At 36.1% G+C, this 19,124-nt stretch carries 10 protein-coding genes; 8 read left to right on the forward strand and 2 right to left on the reverse strand.

Going from position 1 to position 19,124, the window contains the following annotated elements:
- Positions 1-799: 799 nt before the first annotated feature.
- A complete protein-coding gene (locus tag FNW21_RS07200) occupies positions 800-1,459 on the reverse strand; it encodes a ribonuclease HII (RefSeq protein WP_144256222.1) in 660 nt (219 codons plus the stop codon).
- 239 nt (positions 1,460-1,698) lie between these two features.
- Here FNW21_RS07200 and FNW21_RS07205 point away from each other — a divergent pair, with 239 nt between their 5' ends.
- The gene (locus FNW21_RS07205; RefSeq protein ID WP_235889602.1) at positions 1,699-3,678 is read left to right on the forward strand and encodes a putative porin; all 1,980 of its coding nucleotides are present in this window, start codon (positions 1,699-1,701) and stop codon (positions 3,676-3,678) included.
- Between the two features lie 283 nt (positions 3,679-3,961).
- On the opposite strand, the gene FNW21_RS07210 is transcribed toward FNW21_RS07205, so the two are convergent.
- A complete protein-coding gene (locus FNW21_RS07210) occupies positions 3,962-7,915 on the reverse strand; it encodes a hybrid sensor histidine kinase/response regulator transcription factor (protein WP_144256072.1) in 3,954 nt (1,317 codons plus the stop codon).
- 380 nt (positions 7,916-8,295) lie between these two features.
- Between FNW21_RS07210 and FNW21_RS07215 the strand changes: the two genes are divergently transcribed.
- The 7 genes from FNW21_RS07215 to FNW21_RS07240 all read left to right on the forward strand — a co-directional run bounded on the left by FNW21_RS07215 (position 8,296) and on the right by FNW21_RS07240 (position 18,881).
- Entirely contained in the window at positions 8,296-9,456 is a 1,161-nt protein-coding gene (locus tag FNW21_RS07215) for a cellulase family glycosylhydrolase (protein ID WP_144256073.1), read from the forward strand.
- 174 nt (positions 9,457-9,630) lie between these two features.
- Positions 9,631-10,809, forward strand: coding sequence for an aldose epimerase family protein (locus FNW21_RS07220; protein WP_144256074.1), 1,179 nt, complete (start codon positions 9,631-9,633; stop codon positions 10,807-10,809).
- A 64-nt stretch (positions 10,810-10,873) separates the two neighbouring features.
- Positions 10,874-11,860 carry a glycoside hydrolase family 43 protein gene (locus FNW21_RS07225; protein WP_235889603.1) on the forward strand — a complete coding sequence of 329 codons (987 nt, stop codon included), beginning with the start codon at positions 10,874-10,876 and terminating at the stop codon, positions 11,858-11,860.
- Positions 11,861-12,238: 378 nt separating this feature from the next.
- Positions 12,239-12,361, forward strand: a complete 123-nt coding sequence (locus FNW21_RS16690) for a hypothetical protein (protein ID WP_262710619.1) — start codon at positions 12,239-12,241, stop codon at positions 12,359-12,361.
- Between the two features lie 184 nt (positions 12,362-12,545).
- Positions 12,546-15,725, forward strand: coding sequence for a SusC/RagA family TonB-linked outer membrane protein (locus FNW21_RS07230; RefSeq protein ID WP_144256075.1), 3,180 nt, complete (start codon positions 12,546-12,548; stop codon positions 15,723-15,725).
- Between the two features lie 16 nt (positions 15,726-15,741).
- On the forward strand, positions 15,742-17,619 hold the full coding sequence (locus FNW21_RS07235) for a RagB/SusD family nutrient uptake outer membrane protein (RefSeq protein ID WP_144256076.1): 1,878 nt from the start codon (positions 15,742-15,744) through the stop codon (positions 17,617-17,619).
- A gap of 107 nt (positions 17,620-17,726) precedes the next feature.
- The gene (locus tag FNW21_RS07240; protein WP_144256077.1) at positions 17,727-18,881 is read left to right on the forward strand and encodes a SusF/SusE family outer membrane protein; all 1,155 of its coding nucleotides are present in this window, start codon (positions 17,727-17,729) and stop codon (positions 18,879-18,881) included.
- Positions 18,882-19,124: the final 243 nt, after the last annotated feature.

The following is a 19,124-nucleotide window of genomic DNA, read 5'->3' on the forward strand; positions in this document are numbered from 1 at the left end:
CTAATCATCCCAAAAAAATATCCCGAAAATTTATTGTGCAAGAAACTCCGTAGTCTAATGCCAATTGCGCCCAACGTCTTGGCACTACAGCGGGTTTGGGACTAAATTAAGCTCTATTTTCGGATTTGCTAAATTATCCAAATACAAAACCATATTTCCATTAAGCTCAATGCCCAAATCCGTTGTAGTGGCTGTTATGCGGGGGTTATTTTGTCGGAATTACAATTAAACCGCCAATTTTCACGCTTGTGCTTTTCGTTAGCAATTTTCAATTGTTGTTTTAATTTTTCGTTTCAATTTCTCCTAAAAGCTTATTAAGTTTGCTTCGCCTGTTCGCTGTCTCTCGAGTCTGTCGGCAGATTTTAACTTTCACGCTTTTGCTTTTCAAGTTTCTACTTTTCACACTTCAGTTTTTCGTTTGTCAATTGTCAGATTCCAACTTTCCAACTTCTTTTGGCGATTCCAACTTTCACGCTTTCGCTTTTCAAGTTTCTACTTTTCACACTTCAGTTTTTCTTCTGTCAATTGTCAGATTCCAACTTTCTGACTTCTCTTGGCGATTCCAATTTTCACGCTTCTGCTTTGTATACTTCTTGCGGAAACAAATATTTTTTCAAATTGGATTTACTTGCGTAATTTCGGCATAACTCCCGCATAACTAGTTTATACCCCTGACAACATCCGACTTATCAACCCAAAATTGGGTTGCTTTGTCTGACAAGTGTCAGTGTTTATTTCTTTTCAAATATAAGATATTTATTTCATAAATCAACATAATGACTTTTATTAAAACAACAACTTAAAGACTCATTTTCAATTGCTCGGGTAACAACCGGAAACTCATTCTATGGTATTTGGTGACCCCATATTTCTGTATGGCTTGGCGATGTTCATGAGTAGGATAACCTTTGTTTTTTTTCCAATTGTACATGGGGTATTCCTCATGAATGGCGTTCATGTACTCATCCCGATAGGTCTTGGCCAGTACCGAAGCGGCTGCAATACTCAAGTAAGTAGCATCTCCTTTTATGATGCTTTGATTGGGAATGGATTGTAGTAATGTGATCTCGGCTTTCGAAAATTGTTTGCCATAAGTGTGTGGCAAACCCAGTTTTGCGTTCAAGGCTCGATTGCCGTCTACGATAATAAATTCTGGTGTTGGGCGTAATTTTAAGATACTTTCCTGCATGGCTTTCATGGATGCGTTTAGGATATTGATTTCGTCAATTTCTTGGGGATACACATGGGTTACGGCAAACGAAAGTGCTTTTTGCTCAATTAGGGGGCGTAATTTCTCTCTGATTTTCTCGGATAATTGCTTGCTGTCGTTTAGGATTTCATTCTCGAAATCCGGCGGGAGGAGCACGGCAGCTGCGGTTACTGGGCCAGCGAGACAGCCACGACCTGCTTCATCGGTGCCTGTTTCTAGGAGGTAATGCGAAAAATGGGTTAGCAACATATTCTGGTGGTTTGTGGAGGCAAATATTGTGATTTTTTTTGGATGTGGCGATTTTTTTGGGATACTGTTTTGCGTTAGGGATGGAAGCGGCATCCTTTTGTGCAGCGGTAGCGGAATAAAAGATATAGCGTACAGCCCGACCCGTAGTTTTTACGGAGGGTAACGCCCAAGGAATTCTCATTGTTTTTTTAATTATATGGTTTTATCATTTACCTTTGCTTTCTTGAAACTGTATCTAAATGCCTAATCATATACTACTCCAAATGAGGATTTTCTTTTATTTAATTTGTTTGTCGTTTTCGGCTACCCTTTTTTCGCAAAATAGAAGTGCCAAAGAAATGGATTACAATACCAAATACAATAGCTCCGATTCGATAAAAAAGAAAAATCAGCCCATTGCTACGTATGATATGTATCGCTTTATTACTTTGGATCGGGATACGACGTATATTGATACTTCATTGACTATAAAAAAGGAGTACAGCCATAACTTTTTGCGCAAAGATACCTTTGGACTCTTGGCTTTTCCTAACGAAGGGCAAACCTACAACACGTTGCAATACAGCTTGACCGATTTTTCGCCCTTGCCAGAAATTGGGTTTCAAGCCAAGCATTTTAATTTCCTAGAAGCCAATCAAATTAGGTACAGCTCTGTGGCTACACCTGTTACCGAGTTGTATTTTAAATCGACCCTAAAGCAAGGGCAATCCGTTGATTCGTTTTTTGCCATAAATATTACCGAAAACCTTAATTTTTCTATAGCTTACCGGGGTTTGCGTTCCTTGGGGCAATACATTAATCAGCTTTCGAGCACTGGAAATTTTAGATTTACAACGAGTTATAACACCAAGAATAAACGCTATTTTGCCAATATGCATTACACGTATCAAGATATTTTGAATGAAGAAAACGGCGGTATTACCACAATTGATGATTTTGAGAGTCAAGATCCTAATTATGATAATCGGGCGCGATTTGAAGTGTATTTAACGGATGCCAAGTCTTTTTTGAAAGGAAAAAGAGTGTTTCTAGACCATTCGTTTCGAGTAAATCCAACCAAAGGCAGTAATAATTTATATGTTACCCACCAGTTTAATTACGAAAATAAATTCTTTGAATACAACCAAGCCACAGTAGCTTCTAGTGTAGGTGGCAACTCGATATATCGTTTTGGGGATTCGTACCTCACCTCTGGTATTAATGATCAAACACATTATAACAAAATGTACAATAAAGTGGGGTTGGAGTATGAAAATACGACTTTGGGGAAATTTCAGTTTTTTGTAGATGATTTTAGAAGCAATTATTACTACAACCAAATATTGATTTTTGATGATAAAATCATTCCAAGTGCCTTGAATTTAAAAATCAATAGCGCGGGTGGTCAATATGAATATCAACAAAACAAATGGAACGGTAAATTTCTCTATGCTAGATCCCTAACCAATCAATCCTTGTCGAATTTAGACGCCAGACTAAAGTACGATTTCAACAACGATAATCAAGTCTCTTTTGAGTACCAAAACATCAATAAGTTGCCTAATAATAATTATAATTTGTACCAAAGTAGTTATGTAAACTACAACTGGTCAAACGATTTTAAGAACGAAAAAATAAATTCTCTGGCGGTTAATGCCACTACACAATGGGTAACGGCATCGATGCAATACACTATTTTGAAGGATCATTTGTATTTTTCGGATGAAGCAAATGCCACCCAAAAGCTAAATTTGCAGCAAATAATTGCGCCAAAACAGTATGGTAACGCCATTAATTATTTGTCGGTTAAAGTGGGTAGGGAATTTAGGTTTGGCAAATTTGGATTGGATAATACTTTCCTGTATCAAAAAGTAACGCAAAGCGAATTGGTCTTGAATGTGCCGGAACTTGTAGCGAGAAACTCGGTGTATTATACCAATTATTTTTTCAAAAAAGCCTTGTATTTGCAAACAGGATTCGTGTTTAATTATTTCACAAAATTTTATGCCAACGATTACAATCCCGTAATTGGAGAGTTTTTTGTACAAAAAGAAAAAGAAATAGGTGGTTTCCCGAATTTAGATTTTTTTATAAATGCTAAAATTCAGCGCACCCGAATCTATTTCAAAGTAGAACATTTCAACTCCTCGTTTTCGGGGAACACATTCTACTCGGCTCCTAATACGCCGTATCGCGATTTTACATTGCGTTTTGGATTGATTTGGAATTTCTTTAATTAAATCCAAAAGGTGAGAAATAGTGACAATGAATTGATTTAGACTTTTTGCATTTAAGCGAAAATTTAGGATTTTGTGCCCAATTTTAGTCTTTTTCAAGATGCATAGCTGGGCTACGGAACGAAAAAAAGGCTGAAATTGGGTGCAAAAGACAAATTTTTTAGCAAATGAAAAAGTCTAAATCACTTCAATTAGAGTGAAACTATTTGTCTCCTTGATTTTGGGAATAATCTATAATTTAGGGGATTAATAAGTGGAGTGGTTTATCAAATGAATGTGTCTTATCCTAATTTCTAGTATTAATAAATTCCGACGGAGACATTGCAAAACTCTTTTGAAAATTTCTACTGAAGCTGGATTGCGAGTTGTAGCCTACAATTTCGGAAATTTCATATACTTTGTATTTGCCTGAAAGCAACAATTCGGCTGCTTTTTTTAAACGGGCATTATTGATGAGTTCATTAGGACTAAGATTGGATATGTCTTTTATTTTGCGATATAAAGTGGAACGACTCATACTCAAAATATCGGCTAATGATTCCACACTTAAATTGGTATCTGCCATATTTTGATCTATAATTTCATCTAGTTTTTTTATAAATTCTTCGTCAATTTTATTGTGAGCAATGGTTTTCAAGTGCGATAATGGCGAACTTGCATAATATTCCATAACATGGCGTCTGTTGGACAATAAATTATCGATTTGCGCCAATATAAAATCCATCGAAAATGGTTTGGATACATAGGCGTCGGCACCTGATTCCAATCCCTGAATTCTGGATTGAATGGCACTTAAGGCGGTTAACAAAATTACTGGAATATGACTCGATTCGATATTTGATTTGATACGGTCGCATAATTCGATTCCGTCCATAATGGGCATCGTAATATCGCTAATGACAAGTTGTATGCTTTGGTTGTGAATTACTTTTAAGGCCTCTTCTCCATTAGTAGCTTTAAAAACTTTATATTCTTTTGCAAGTTCTTTGCTCATAAAGTTAAGTAACTCCAAGTTGTCCTCTACAACAAGCAATTGTGTTTTGGTGTTTTTGGCTACAATCTCATTTTCAAATTCTTCATTACTTTCTTTTTCAGTTGTTTCGGAGGTGTTTTTATACAAGTGGAATTCACTTTCCTGACGCAATGGTAACTGCAAAACAAAAGTATTTAGGGTATCGTCCAGAAATTGCAATTTTAAAGTCCCCTTATGCAATTCGGTCAATGAGTGTGCGAGAGACAAGCCAATTCCAGTACCTGTTTGCGTCTCGGAGCTTACTATTCTGAAAAAAGGTTCAAAAATTTTGTTTTTAAGAGCTTTCGGAATCAAATTTCCATCATTCTTAACTATAAATTCCAACGAATTTTCGTCTCTAAACATTGTAATTATCACTTCGCTTTTGGCGTATTTTATAGCATTACTAATTAAATTACTTAAAATTTTTCTAAAAGCCTCTTCGTCTACAAAAGCATAAATGTCTTTTTCGCCTAATTCTAATTCCAAATGAATGTTTTTTTCTTCAATTAGCGGCGTAAATTGTGACTGCAAATGTCTAACCAACACGGATAGGTTTGTTTCTACAAAAGTCAATCTCAAGTCTTCCATTTCGGTCTTTCTAAAATCAAGTAACTCATTGACCAAATTCAATAAACGAGAGGTATTTTTTTCCATTATTGATAAATTCTCCAAAATTTCTGGTGACTCATACGTCCTTTTTAGTAAACTCTCTAACGGACTCTTGATTAAAGTCAATGGAGTTCGGATCTCATGAGCAACATTGGTAAAAAATTCAATTTTTGCGTGATAAATTTCTTTCTCTTTCTCGTTATTAAGATGGGTAATCTTTCGATTATTTTCCTTAATATTCATATTATGATACCTGCGTAAAAGCCAATAGAGAACACCCGTTATTAGTAAAAAATAGCAAAAAAAGGCATAACTACTAGCCCAAAAAGGCGGTAAAATGGTAATAGCAATACTAGCTTCTTGGCTCCAAATTCCATTTACACTTACTGATTTTACTCTGAATTTATAGTTTCCAGAAGGAAGCTCCGTAAAAAAAACTTTATTGTTTTTGTTCAAAGAAACCCAATCATCGTTGATGCCATCTAGTTTATACCAGTATTGCGTGAGTTCTGGAGCTGTGTAACTTAATGATGCAAAATCAATATTAAAATTGGATTGATGATTATTTAAAGTTATTTTCTCGATGTATGAAATAGATTCGTCCAATGGGGAGTCCTCATCATTGACTACTACATCTTGATTGTTTATTTGAAGCCCAGTAATAAATATGGGAGGATTGTATTTATTTGTACTGAAATTTTTAGGGTTAAAACTAATCATACCATTAAGGTTCCCAAAATACATATCGCCATTGGAATCCTTAAAAGCCGAATTGTAATTAAACTGATCACTCAATAAGCCGTTAGCGGTAGTGAAAATTTTAACTGATTTTGTTTTATAATTAAACCTGACTAATCCTTTTGAAGTTGTAATACATAAATTCTGGTTTGCATCCTGCAAAATAGAATATATTACGTTACTAGGAAACCCATCCTTGGTGGTAAATTTACGGAACTCTTTTTTTCGGGTGTCCAATACATTCAAGCCATTTTCGGTTGCAATCCACAAATTATTTTGTTGGTCTTGAAAAATAGAAGTTATAAAGTCGTTACTGATAGTGTTATCATTTTTAAAATCATGCCTGTAAACAATTTTTTCTTTCGTTTTTGAATTGTAGTAAAACAAGCCGTCACGATACGATCCAGCCCATAAATTTCCGACCTTATCTTTGAACATACAGGTATAATGCGTAGTTTCCGAAAAACTATCACAAATTTTAAAACTATCATTTTCTTCGTCATATAAATAGATTCCCAAAGAAGTCACTACATATAATTTTTTTTCGGGAGTTTCATAAAAAGTAACAATAAAATCACTTTTCAAGTTGCTCGAAGTATGGTCATAATGTTTTACAACTTTCCCCGAGGTAGCATCCATGATGTCCAATCCGTGCTCAAAAGTTCCTATCCAAATTTTATTCCCTCTTGGCAAAACGGCGTGTATATTATAGAACGAAAGCCCCGATTTTGTTCCGTTGGGCTGGTAGTTTACAAACTTTTTTGTTTGTAAATTGAATTTATTAATCCCAGCATCTTCGGTGCCAATCCAGAGATTGCCCTGATTGTCTTTATGAATTTCACGAACCGCACTTCCAACAATTGCATTTTCGCTCTTGCGAGGAAAGTATTTTTTGAACTGATCGTATTGTTTTTGATGGTAATTTACGCCCCCAAAATAAGTGCCAATCCAGACACCATTTTCCTTGTCTATGGTTATACAATAGGCGGCATTATCCGAAATAGCATAAGGGTCACTTGGGCTCTTACGGAGGTTTTTGATGGTTTTATTTTTTAAATTATAAATCGAAACTCCTGATTCGCTGGCAATCCACAATTCATTTCGATTGTTTTTTCTGAATTGTCTAACAAAAATAGGGCGTTCAGCACCATTTATAAAAGGTGCTGTTTTTCCAGTTAAAACATCATATTTGTAAACGCCATGGTCTTTGGTACCTATTAAAACCGAATTGCTATCCAATGCGTAAATGACGGAAATAGAAAAAGTACTACTAGGTAACTGGACTTTAATTTTATCAAAACTTTGAGTAGCCTCGGAATAGCGATATAAATCATCATAGGATGATGCCCAAATTACTCCATTTTTGTCACAAGTAATAGAGGTGGCATAAAAGGAATTGCTGCCTTCAAACAATTTAGTCTCTTTGGTGTCCACATTATATTTGACCAATGTTCCAATAGAAATAAACCATAAATTGTTCTTCAAATCATTTTCAATAGCATTGATACGGTTATTAATTGCTTCGTTCAAAAAAGTAAATTTCTCTAACTTTTTGTCATACCAATACAATCCTTTGTCCGTCCCTACCCAGATATAATTTTTGAATTCATGTAACGATTGAATGTAGTTGATTCCTAATGACGTTTTAGGATTTGCCCCACTGCGAAATGTTTTGAAATGATACCCATCAAAACGATTCAATCCATCCTTGGTACCAAACCACAAAAATCCATCTTTGTCTTGAATGGAAGCCAAAACAGAATTGTTGGACATCCCATTTTCTACCTTATAATGTTTAAAATAATATTCCTGACTAAAAATGGTAGTTGACAAAAATAAGAGACAAACTAATGCCCCTTTTTTGATAAAACTTTGCATGGTACTGTTTTTATTAATTTTTTTATAAAAATAACTTTTTCAATTGTGTCATAAGCATTCATTTTGATTCGAAATGCATATTTTCAAAGTTTTTATAGATCAAATGAATCATTTGAGCATAATTGTGAAACAAAATGGGCTTAAAATTAGGCTATCAATGCCTTAATTTCGTCAGGAAATAAAATGATATTTTTTTGACGTATAAATTATGGTATTCGTAAAAAAAATCATAAATATATCAACAAGCTTTAAAATAAGTACCTTTGAATCGTTGCAATAGTACTCATATTTTTATAAATACAATATGAAATCATCAAAATTTGACTTTATTAATCTTGATGTAGTTAGTTTCTAAATTTTAATTCTCAAAATCTTTTATAATGAAAAATAAGAATAAATTAATAGCGATTGCTTTATTTTCGCTACTAACAATTGGCTGTAACAAAATCAAAAACGAAGCAAAAATCGAGCAAATTCCAACAGGAATTTCAGCTGCCAAAAGAACTATTTGGACTAAAGAAAAAGCGAATGAATGGTATGTAAAACAACCTTGGTTAGTAGGAGCCAATTTTACGCCCAGCAACGCCATTAACCAGCTAGAAATGTGGCAAGCAGACACCTTTGACCCTAAAAAAATAGATCAAGAATTGGGTTGGGCAGAGGGTATAGGTATGAATGTAATGCGTGTTTATCTGCATGATTTGTTGCACAAAGAGGATCCAAAGGGATTTTACAAAAGAATGGATGATTATTTGACCATTGCAAATAAGCACCATATCAAAACATTGTTTGTGTTATTTGATTCGTGTTGGGATCCGTTTCCTGTATCTGGAAAACAAAGAACTCCCCAGCCTTTTGTTCACAATTCGGGTTGGGTGCAGTCGCCAGGGCAAAAAGCACTTTTGGATGAAAAACAAACGCCACGGTTAGAGAAATACATCAAAGAAACGGTGGCACACTTTAAAGATGACAATCGAATTTTGGGTTGGGATGTTTGGAATGAGCCAGATAATACAAACAGACCTGCTTATGACAAAGTAGAAACTACCAATAAAGAAGCACTGGTGTACAAACTCTTGGCAAAAACCTTTGAATGGGCACGTTCCAGCAACCCTTCGCAACCGTTGACCTCGGGAGTTTGGGCTGGCGATTGGTCAGAAAAAGGTATGAAACCTATCCTGAAATTACAATTAGAAAAATCCGACGTGATTTCGTTTCACTGTTATGACAAACCAGCAGATTTTATAAATCGTATAAAAGAACTCCAACGCTATGGCAAACCCATGTTGTGCACCGAATATATGGCAAGACCCAACGGTAGCACCTTTGAAGGTTTTTTGCCAATTGCCAAAGAATACAAAATTGCAATTATCAATTGGGGATTGGTTGACGGAAAAACACAAACCAAATTTCCTTGGGACAGTTGGACCAAAAAATATACGGCCGCACCGCTGGTATGGTTTCATGAAGTATTCAACGCCGATGGAACACCTTATATAAAATCTGAAACCGATTTTATCACAAAAATCACTGCCCAATAAATACCCTTATTCGTATCATTTGGGCGTGGCGCTCCCAAAAAGGTCGGGTCGGGCTGTACGTTTCCGCTTTTTTTCTTTTCAATTGCCACGGGTTTAAACCCGTGGCAATTGAAAAGAAAAAAGAGCTCCACTGCCATCCCTCACGCGAAACAACTGCACCAAAAAAACATTGAAATGAAAAACACACCATTAGTAATCCTTCTTTTTTTAGGATTGTTACTTCAGACTTCTTGTCAAAAAAGACAGCAAAACAACATTCAGACCTCAAGTAAAACCCTAACAGAAACTAAAAAAATGCAATCAAAAGTTCTTGATTCAAGCAATTTTGCAACAGAAATCGGAGGTAAAAAAGTAAGCCTTTATTGGATAAAAAACGAAAACATACAGGTCGCTTTTACCAATTACGGAGGTCGTTTAGTTAGTTTATTAGTACGAAACAAAAACAACGAATTTGTAGATGTAGTGGTGGGTTTAGGAAGCATCAAAGACTATCAAAATTCAACAGAACCTTATTTTGGAGCTACAATAGGTCGTGTAGGCAACAGATTTGCCAAAGGAAAATTTAGTTTGAACGGCAAACAGTATAGTATTCCCGTTAACAACGGCGAGAATGCTTTGCACGGTGGCACAAATGGATATCAAAATGTGGTTTGGGATGCCAAAAAAACAAACGATCAAACTTTGGTTTTTACCTATCTATCGCCAGATATGGAAATGGGATTTCCTGGAAACTTGAACGTAAAAGTTACGTATAGCGTAATGACCGACAACGAAGTACGAATGGAATACGAAGCTACAACCGACAAAACAACGATTGTCAATTTGACCAATCATGCCTTTTTTAATTTGAATGGAGAAGGAAATGGGACAATATTGAATCATCTTGCACAATTCAATGCCAAAGAATATACGCCTGTTGACAAAGGTTTGATTCCAACAGGAAAAATTGAAACAGTTGTGGGTACGCCATTCGATTTCACGTCACCTCACACCCTTGGGGAACGCATCAATTCCAAAAACATTCAATTAGAAAATGGAGGCGGATACGATCATAATTTTGTGTTATCGAATACAAAAGTAAACGGTATGATTCACGTAGGCTCCATAACAGGCGATTTATCGGGAGTGGTAATGAATGTATATACCCAAGAACCCGGTTTTCAGTTTTATAGTGGCAATTTTATGCAGGGCAAAAACACATTCAAATCGGGTGCAAAAGACGATTATAGAACAGCCTTTGCACTAGAAACACAACATTTTCCGGATGCTCCAAATCAAGCCAATTTTCCATCAATAATAGTAGAACCAAAAGCCGTTTATCATACGGTTTCGGTGTATAAATTTTCAAAATAGTTGTACCAATTCTAATGGGTTGAATCGGGATTGTTTATTTTTTTGTAAAACCTAAAATCTAAAAATGATGAAGAACGTTTTGTTTTTTCTTATTCTTATTGTTTGCTCAAAAACAACTGCACAAACAGTAGTTTCGGGTAGTACAAAAAACAATAACCCTATATTCAGTGGTTGGTACGCCGATCCCGAGGGAACTATTTTTGACAAAACCTATTGGGTTTACCCCACTTTTTCGGCGATTTATGATAAACAGGTTTTTCTAGACGCATTTTCTTCAAGAGATTTAACACACTGGACAAAGCACCCCAGAATTTTGGACACTATCGCTATCAAATGGGCAAAGAGAGCGATTTGGTCTCCTTCCATCATAAAAAACAAAAACAATTATTTCTTATTTTTTGGAGCAAATGATATTCAGAATGACAATGAAATAGGAGGAATTGGTATTGCAATAGCATCCAAACCCGAAGGGCCCTACAAAGATTATTTGGGAAAACCATTGGTAGATAAATTTTATAATGGTGCGCAACCCATTGATCAGTTTGTGTTTAGAGACAAAGATGGACAGCATTATTTGATATATGGAGGATGGAAACATTGTAATATTGGAAAATTAAAGCCTGATTTTACAGGATTTGTTCCTTTTGAAGACCAAACCGTTTTTAAAGAAATTACACCCGAAAACTATGTAGAAGGGCCTTTTATGTTTATTAGAAACAACAAATATTACTTTATGTGGTCCGAAGGCGGTTGGGGTGGACCCGATTATTGCGTGGCTTACGCTATTGCAGATTCTCCATTGGGACCTTTCAAAAGAATTGGAAAAATTCTAGAACAAGACCCTGAAATTGCTACTGGAGCGGGTCATCATTCAGTTATAAAAGTACCCAATTCTGACACGTATTACATTGTTTACCACAGAAGACCACTCACTCAAACCGATGCAAACTCTAGAGAAACTTGTATTGAAGAAATGAATTTTGATGAAAAGGGTTTTATAAAACCAATTGTTATAACCAACGAAGGCGTTAAAGAACATTGGATTAAATGATTTGAACATTAGTCAAATCAATAAATTATAGTATTAAGGGCCGTTTCAAAATGTATTTGAAACAGCCTTTTTTTTTGGAAACAATTGGATTTAAGGCGATCGCAACAATCATCAGTACCTTAAAAATAGGTACACCAAACATAGATTTAGTGTAACCCAATAGCTCATCTCGACTTCCAAGCGAGGCAAGTGGTTAGGTCAAAACAATTCGACTATGGAACTGTGTTTGGTATTATTTTATAAACCATCTTCACTTTGAACTATTTAAAATAGTATTCTCGTCCAAGAATAGTTGAGGTTTGAGCAAATGAACAAACCAATGTCTTTGCGTTGAAAACACTTGCTTATTAATCGTTTTAGAAAAAATATTTTTCATTTATGACCGGTCACGTATTTATTTGGTTCACATTAGGCAATTACAACGATTTAGTTGGTGTTTTGAATCATTTGAACATAATTATGAAACAAAATGAGACTAAAATCAGGTCTTCAATATCCTAATTTTGACAAAGATTAAAATATCTTTTTAAGATTTAAATTATAGTATTGATAAAAAAAAGGGCTACTATTTAAACTAGCTTTAAAAATGAGTCGGTATTTGTAAACTATTACTATCTAAAAGCAAAAAATCCTCAAACAATATATTTTAATTAAAGTAACCAGCCAATTAATCAAAAAACAAAAAATGAAAACTAAAATGACTTGGACGATGTCGTCAAAACGACAGGATTTATTTACCTTAAGTAGATTAAAGTGTAGCATATCTGGGTTAATTTGTTTGTTATTTCTAATGCCTAGCATTGGAAAAGGATATGCAAAAACCAGCAATTTTCAGCAAGTTATACATCAGGCTCTGACCATCTCTGGAAAAGTAACGGATAGCAAAGGAAGTCCGCTTGCTGGAGTAAATGTATATGAAAAGGACACAAAAAATTATGCTACAACGGATTTTGATGGCACCTTCTCAATTACAGTTACCTCAACACAATCGGTTCTGGTGTTTGAGTTTATTGGAATGAAAAAAGTCGAAAGACTCGTAAACGATTCGAAAACCATGACCATAACCATGCAAGACGAAGCTGGCGAACTTAAAGAAGTTGTAGTTGTGGGATATGGCACCCAAAAAAAAGCCTCGGTGGTGGGGGCAATCAGCACTTTGAAACCTTCCTTGTTACGGGTAGGAACCTCTCGTACACTTGGAAACAACTTGGGAGGGCAAATTGCAGGAGTTATTGCAGTACAAAGATCTGGAGAACCAGGATATGATGCCTCGGATATAAAAATTCGCGGTATCTCTACTTTTGCTGGAGGAACCAATCCACTGGTATTGGTGGATGGAATTGAAAGAAACCTAAACGACCTTGATGCAGCAGAAATAGAATCATTCTCTGTTTTGAAAGATGCAGCGGCTAGTGCAGTTTATGGAGTGAGAGGAGCAAATGGGGTTATTTTGATAAATACCAAAAGAGGTTTTGTGGGCGCACCAAGAATACAAATAAGAACCGAGCAATCAATACAACATCCCACTAAATTGCCTGAATTTATTGGTGCGGTGCCGTATATGAATTTGATTAATGAATTGACAGATGATGCGCAAAGTGCCACTCCAAGACCGTTTTCAGAAGACCGTATTGCTAAAACAGCTAGTGGCTATGATCGTGATTTATATCCCGATGTCAACTGGCTCGATGCTATAACCAAAGATTATGCTACGACCTCAAGAACCAATTTGAATGTAGCTGGTGGGTCAGAAATTTTGAGATACGCATTGACTGCTTCGCATTATAGTGAACGAGGTATTTTGGCAAGAGATCCAGAACAATCGTATAACTCGGAAACACGACTAAACAGAGCTAATGTTAGAACCAATGTGGATATCAACGTGTCTAAAACAACCTTATTACGAGTAAATATTGGAGGCTTCTTGCAAAAACTCCAAAAAGGGAATAGTAGTACCGATGACTTATTTAACAAAGCTTTTGAAACAACTCCTTATGCACATCCTGCAATTTATTCGGACGGAACTATTCCAAGGGTTATTGAACGAATAAATCCATGGGCGATGAGTACGCAACAAGGTTATTACATAGAAGGAGATAGTAAGATAGAAAGTTTGGTTTCATTGGAACAAGACTTTAAAGCAATTACCCCTGGTTTAAAAGCAAAATTCATGTACTCCTTTGATTCTTTTTCTAGAAACAGAATTACTCGTGGCAAATCACCTGATTATTATAATGTAGCTACCAGTAGGGATCTCGAAGGAAATTTAATACACACTCTTGATAGGTCTGGTCAAGAGTTTCTGGGTCATAACTATGGTGGAGAGTTTGGTGAGCGACGTACTTATCTAGAAGCAAGCACAACATACAATAGAACCTTTGGCAAACATGATGTTACGGGTTTGTTATTGTATAATCAAAACAGCCTAGACATTGGTGATGTTCAGCCTTATAGACACCAAGGATTTGCAGGGAGAACCTCTTATAGTTTTGATCGAAGATATGTAGGAGAGTTTAATTTTGGCTACAATGGTTCCGAAAATTTTCAAAAAGGAAGACGTTTTGGGTTTTTTCCCTCTGTCGCTTTAGGCTGGATTGTAACCGAGGAAAAATTTATGGAGCCCTATAAAGACATTGTTAATAAACTCAAATTTCGCGGTTCCTATGGTTTGGTAGGAAGTGATGAACTCGAAGGATATAAAAATTTAAGAGACAGAAGACGGTTTGCTTATCTAACAACAATTGACACAAATGGAGGAGGTTATAGTTGGGGTACTGGAACAGGTAATGGAGTTGGAGGCATTCAAGAAGGTCAAATAGGAGTAGCTGATTTGACTTGGGAAAAAGCAGCAAAAGCTGATATTGGTCTAGAATTAGGGTTATTGAATATGATTGATTTGACAGTAGATATCTTCAAAGAAAAAAGAAAAGATATTCTTATTCAACGAACCATTATTCCAACTCAAGCGGGTATTATTAATCCTCCTTTTGCCAATTTTGGAAAAATGGAAAACAAAGGAATTGAAATTGGGTTAGCCATAAACAAACAAATAACCTCTGATTTCTTTATGAACTGGCGTGCCAATTTTACGTACGTTGAAAATAAAGTAACCGAAAGAGACGAAGCGCCAGGTAAAATAGGAACGTATCGTTCTGCAACAGGTATTTCAAATAATACCATGTGGGGGTACACCGCAACAGGCTTATACACCGATGCTGATTTTGACGGTACAGGTGTATTACTAACGAGTTTACCAATACCTCAATTTGGCACAAAAGTACGTCCAGGAGATATCAAGTATGTAGATAGAAATGCTGATGGTATTATAAATGGATTAGACCAAGGAAGTCTTGGTGGGACAAGAGACCCTCAAATTATTTTTGGTTTTGGAAGCACTTCAAAATACAAACAATTCGATTTAAGCTTTTTCTTTCAAGGTGTAGGCAAAACATACGAAATGATAGGACAAGGCGGCGACACATCTCGATTTATACCAGGAAGCGGACAAGGTACGCTAGGAAACATTTATACTAATTACACTGATCGTTGGACACCAGAAAACCCAAGTCAAGATGTGTTTTGGCCAAGATTGAGTTATGGCACGAATATAAACAATTCGCAAGCTTCAAGTTGGTGGGTAAAGGACATGAGCTTTATGCGTTTGAAATCACTTGAAGTGGGATACTCCTTGAAAAAAAGTATAACAGATAAAATCAAATTAGGAGGGTTAAGAGTCTATGCTAGTGGGAATAATTTATTTTATATCTCCAAATTTAAACTTTGGGATCCAGAATTGGACACTAGAACTGGATTGAAATACCCAGGTACAAAATCAATCCTTTTTGGTTTAGAAATCAGTTTGTAATTTAAAAAAAATGAAAATGAAAAATGTATATATTAGGTCAATATTCCTTTTTTTAGGATTAACATTGTCGTATTCCTGTTCTGATTATTTAGATAAAGAATCGGATACTGAACTTTCTTTGGATGGTGTTTTTCAGAGTAAAGCCAGAACCGAGCAATGGTTGGCAGGTTGCTACTCGATGATTCCTGACCCCATTTGGGGAACTACTCGTAATCTGGGATGGGAAATTTTAGGTGACGATATCACTCCATCGGAGAGATGGCGAAACTATGGTTGGGATGTAATACCACTTGCTTTGGGCAACTGGACTACAAACACGCCATGGAGCCCTGGTTATTGGTCAGGACTCCCTCAAAAAATACGACAATGCAACATACTGATGAAAAATGTTAAAGCACTGCCTGACCAACAATTTTCACAAGATGAAGTAAACACTATGATTGCTGAATGTCGTTTTTTGAGAGCCTACTACTACGCACTGTTAGTAAACACCTATGGACCAGTACCATTTAACCCAGAAGAAATTACACCAACAGATTTCAATCTTCCAGATTTGTTAGTAGGGCAAACTCCGTTTGATGAAATTGTAAGTTGGATTGATAAAGAGTTGGATGATGTGTCCAAAATTTTGCCTGCATCTTATCCAGATGCTAGAAAATATGGTCGTGCTACTTCTATTATGTGTAAGGCCGTTCGGGCTAGAATGTTGCTTTTTGCCGCAAGCCCATTGGTCAATGGGAATACAGATTACGCAAATCACAAAACCAGAGACGGCAAAAATTTATTTAGCACTACCTATGATGTCAATAAATGGAAAATTGCATCCGATGCTAGCAAAGACTTGATTCAAAGTGCAGAAGCTGTGGGGCATAAGTTGTATGTAGAATACAATGCTGCTGGAAAAATAGATCCTTTTATGTCATGTCAAAACTTATTTCTTCGAGAAGCAGATAAAGGAAATACCGAAGTATTATTTGCCCGACCAAGTTCTGATTATAGTGCCTACGATAGGCATTCGGCTCCCAGCGGAAGTGGAGGAAATGGAGGACTGGGTGTTACACAGTCTTTAGTAGATGCTTTTTTTACAGCAAACGGGTTGCCGATAAATGCAACAGGATCAGGATATGTAGAGAATGGTTTTTCTAGCGAAGAAGGGTATTGGACTACTAATGGTGGAACAAAATGGAAAGAAGTAGCAAATCATGAAGGACAAGTTACTTTGGCAGGTACTTATAATATGTATTGCAATAGAGAACCAAGATTTTATCTAGCTGTTAATTTTAATGGGCAATGGTATGGCAAAGCCGAAAAAGCTAGAAAATTAGAGTTCTTTAACGGTCAAAAAGACAACAACAACACACACGATGCTCCTCAAAATGGCTATTTGGTACGAAAAAGAACAGATCCAGCACGTGACCCAGTTACGGGTTTCTACACGCCACGTCCCGGAATGGTATATCGATTAGGTGAGGTGTATCTCAACTATGCCGAAGCCCTTAACGAATCGGATCCAGGCAATGTGGATATTTTGATTTATCTCAATAAAATCAGGGAACGTGCAGGAGTGAGAACATATACAACAGCAGGAACAGATGCTAACAATATACATGTAGACAACAACCAATCCAAAATAAGAGAAATCATTAGGATGGAACGAAGAGTAGAATTGTGTACGGAAGGGATTCGTTATGATGATTTAAGAAGATGGAAGTTAGCAGAAACTACGTTAAACGGTTCTGCTTATGGGATGAATTTTTTCGGTAAAAATGCCACCGATTTTTATAAAAGAACCGCTTATCAAACTAGGGTATATCGAAAAGCATTTTATTGGTTTCCAGTATATCTCGATGAAATTGATAAAAATCCAAATTTAATACAAGCTCCTTTTTGGTAGAATACTAACAAGGAATAAAAAAGTGAAATTGTTTTTGAATTTGTTTGTGAAAGCAAATCTCAACAAGCGATAGCATATATGATTACTAACAAATAAAATTCACATATATGAAAAAGTTAAAAAAAATAATCTCATTTATTACAATGAGTATCGTGCTAGTATCTTGTTCAGACACAGCACTCGAAAATCGAGATTGGCTGCAAAAACCAAGTTTCGAAACCCCGATGACTTTAACCCCATCTAGTGAGAATATTGAAATGATAGCTGGCAATGATACCACAACAGCTATAACATTTACTTGGTCTCCAGGAAATGATCGAGGAGCAGGAACTACCCTGAAATATTTCCTTCGTATGGATATTTTAGGAAATAATTTTAAAGGTAAAACAGAATTAGGAGAGCCAACTGTACTTGTAGAAGAAATTCCAGCAGGGGTATTTACCAAATCCTATACCGTAGGAGCGTTAAATGATTTGTTGATAGAAAGATGGGGATACCCCGGTAGCTCTATTCCAAAATTAGAAGTTGAAATAATTGCTCAAGTAGAGGGAGGGGCTCAATTTCAAACGCCCGAATACGCTAGAACTTCATTTTCAGCCAAAATTTTTAGTCCAGGACCACTGCCATTATTTATGGTTGGTGATGCCGTAGGAAGTGGTTGGAATTATAACGCGGGTGTAAAACTAAATGAGGTAATTGAAAGATCACAATATACCTATTCTGGAGAGTTTTCTGCGGGATCATTCAAAATCATTGATTCCCCAGGTAGCGAATGGCCTTCTTACAACCCTAAAGATGCTAGCACACTCGTTTATAACAAAACAGACCCTGGAACAGTTAGCAATTTTGAAATAACCAAGGCAGGTCGTTATTCTTTGTACATCAATAGGAAAAAATTGATTTATGCCCTTGCCTACACTCCTTACGAAAAAGTGTTTATGGTTGGGAATGCAACACCAGCAGGATGGGATGCGGGTAAAGCCGTACCGATGATATGGGATCCTAAAAATCCAGAAGTATTCACTTATACCGGAATCCTGAAAGTTGGTGAGATGAAACTGCATCTTGATTTTGGTAACTGGAATGGTAGAAATTTGATGCCTGAAGTGGGTGGCACCAAAATTAGTGGTAATACAACTGATGATACAAGAGTCAAACTTACGCACGGTCAGCCAGATGATAAATGGGTTATTCAAACGGAGGGGAATTATGAAATCACTCTTAATCCAGCAAAAATGACAATTGTATTCAAAAAACTGTAGTAGTTAGGGCATTCGCTTTTAAACCAATTGTAAATAAAAAAAGAAAGTACACCACTGATTGCTTCGCCTGTTCGCTTCGCTCGGGTCACAGATTTTAAAACCAAAATAATGCTGTTTGATTGCACAAATTCAAAAATCAGTGTCAATTTAATTCATTTTAAGTTATTGAAATCTGTGAATCTGTGGCAGTTTTTTTAAATGCGAATGCCCTGAATCTAGTTGAGGTTTTTTTACTTTTTGAAT

It is taken from the genome of Flavobacterium restrictum (assembly GCF_007097245.1).
Taxonomy (GTDB): Bacteria; Bacteroidota; Bacteroidia; order Flavobacteriales; family Flavobacteriaceae; genus Flavobacterium; species Flavobacterium restrictum.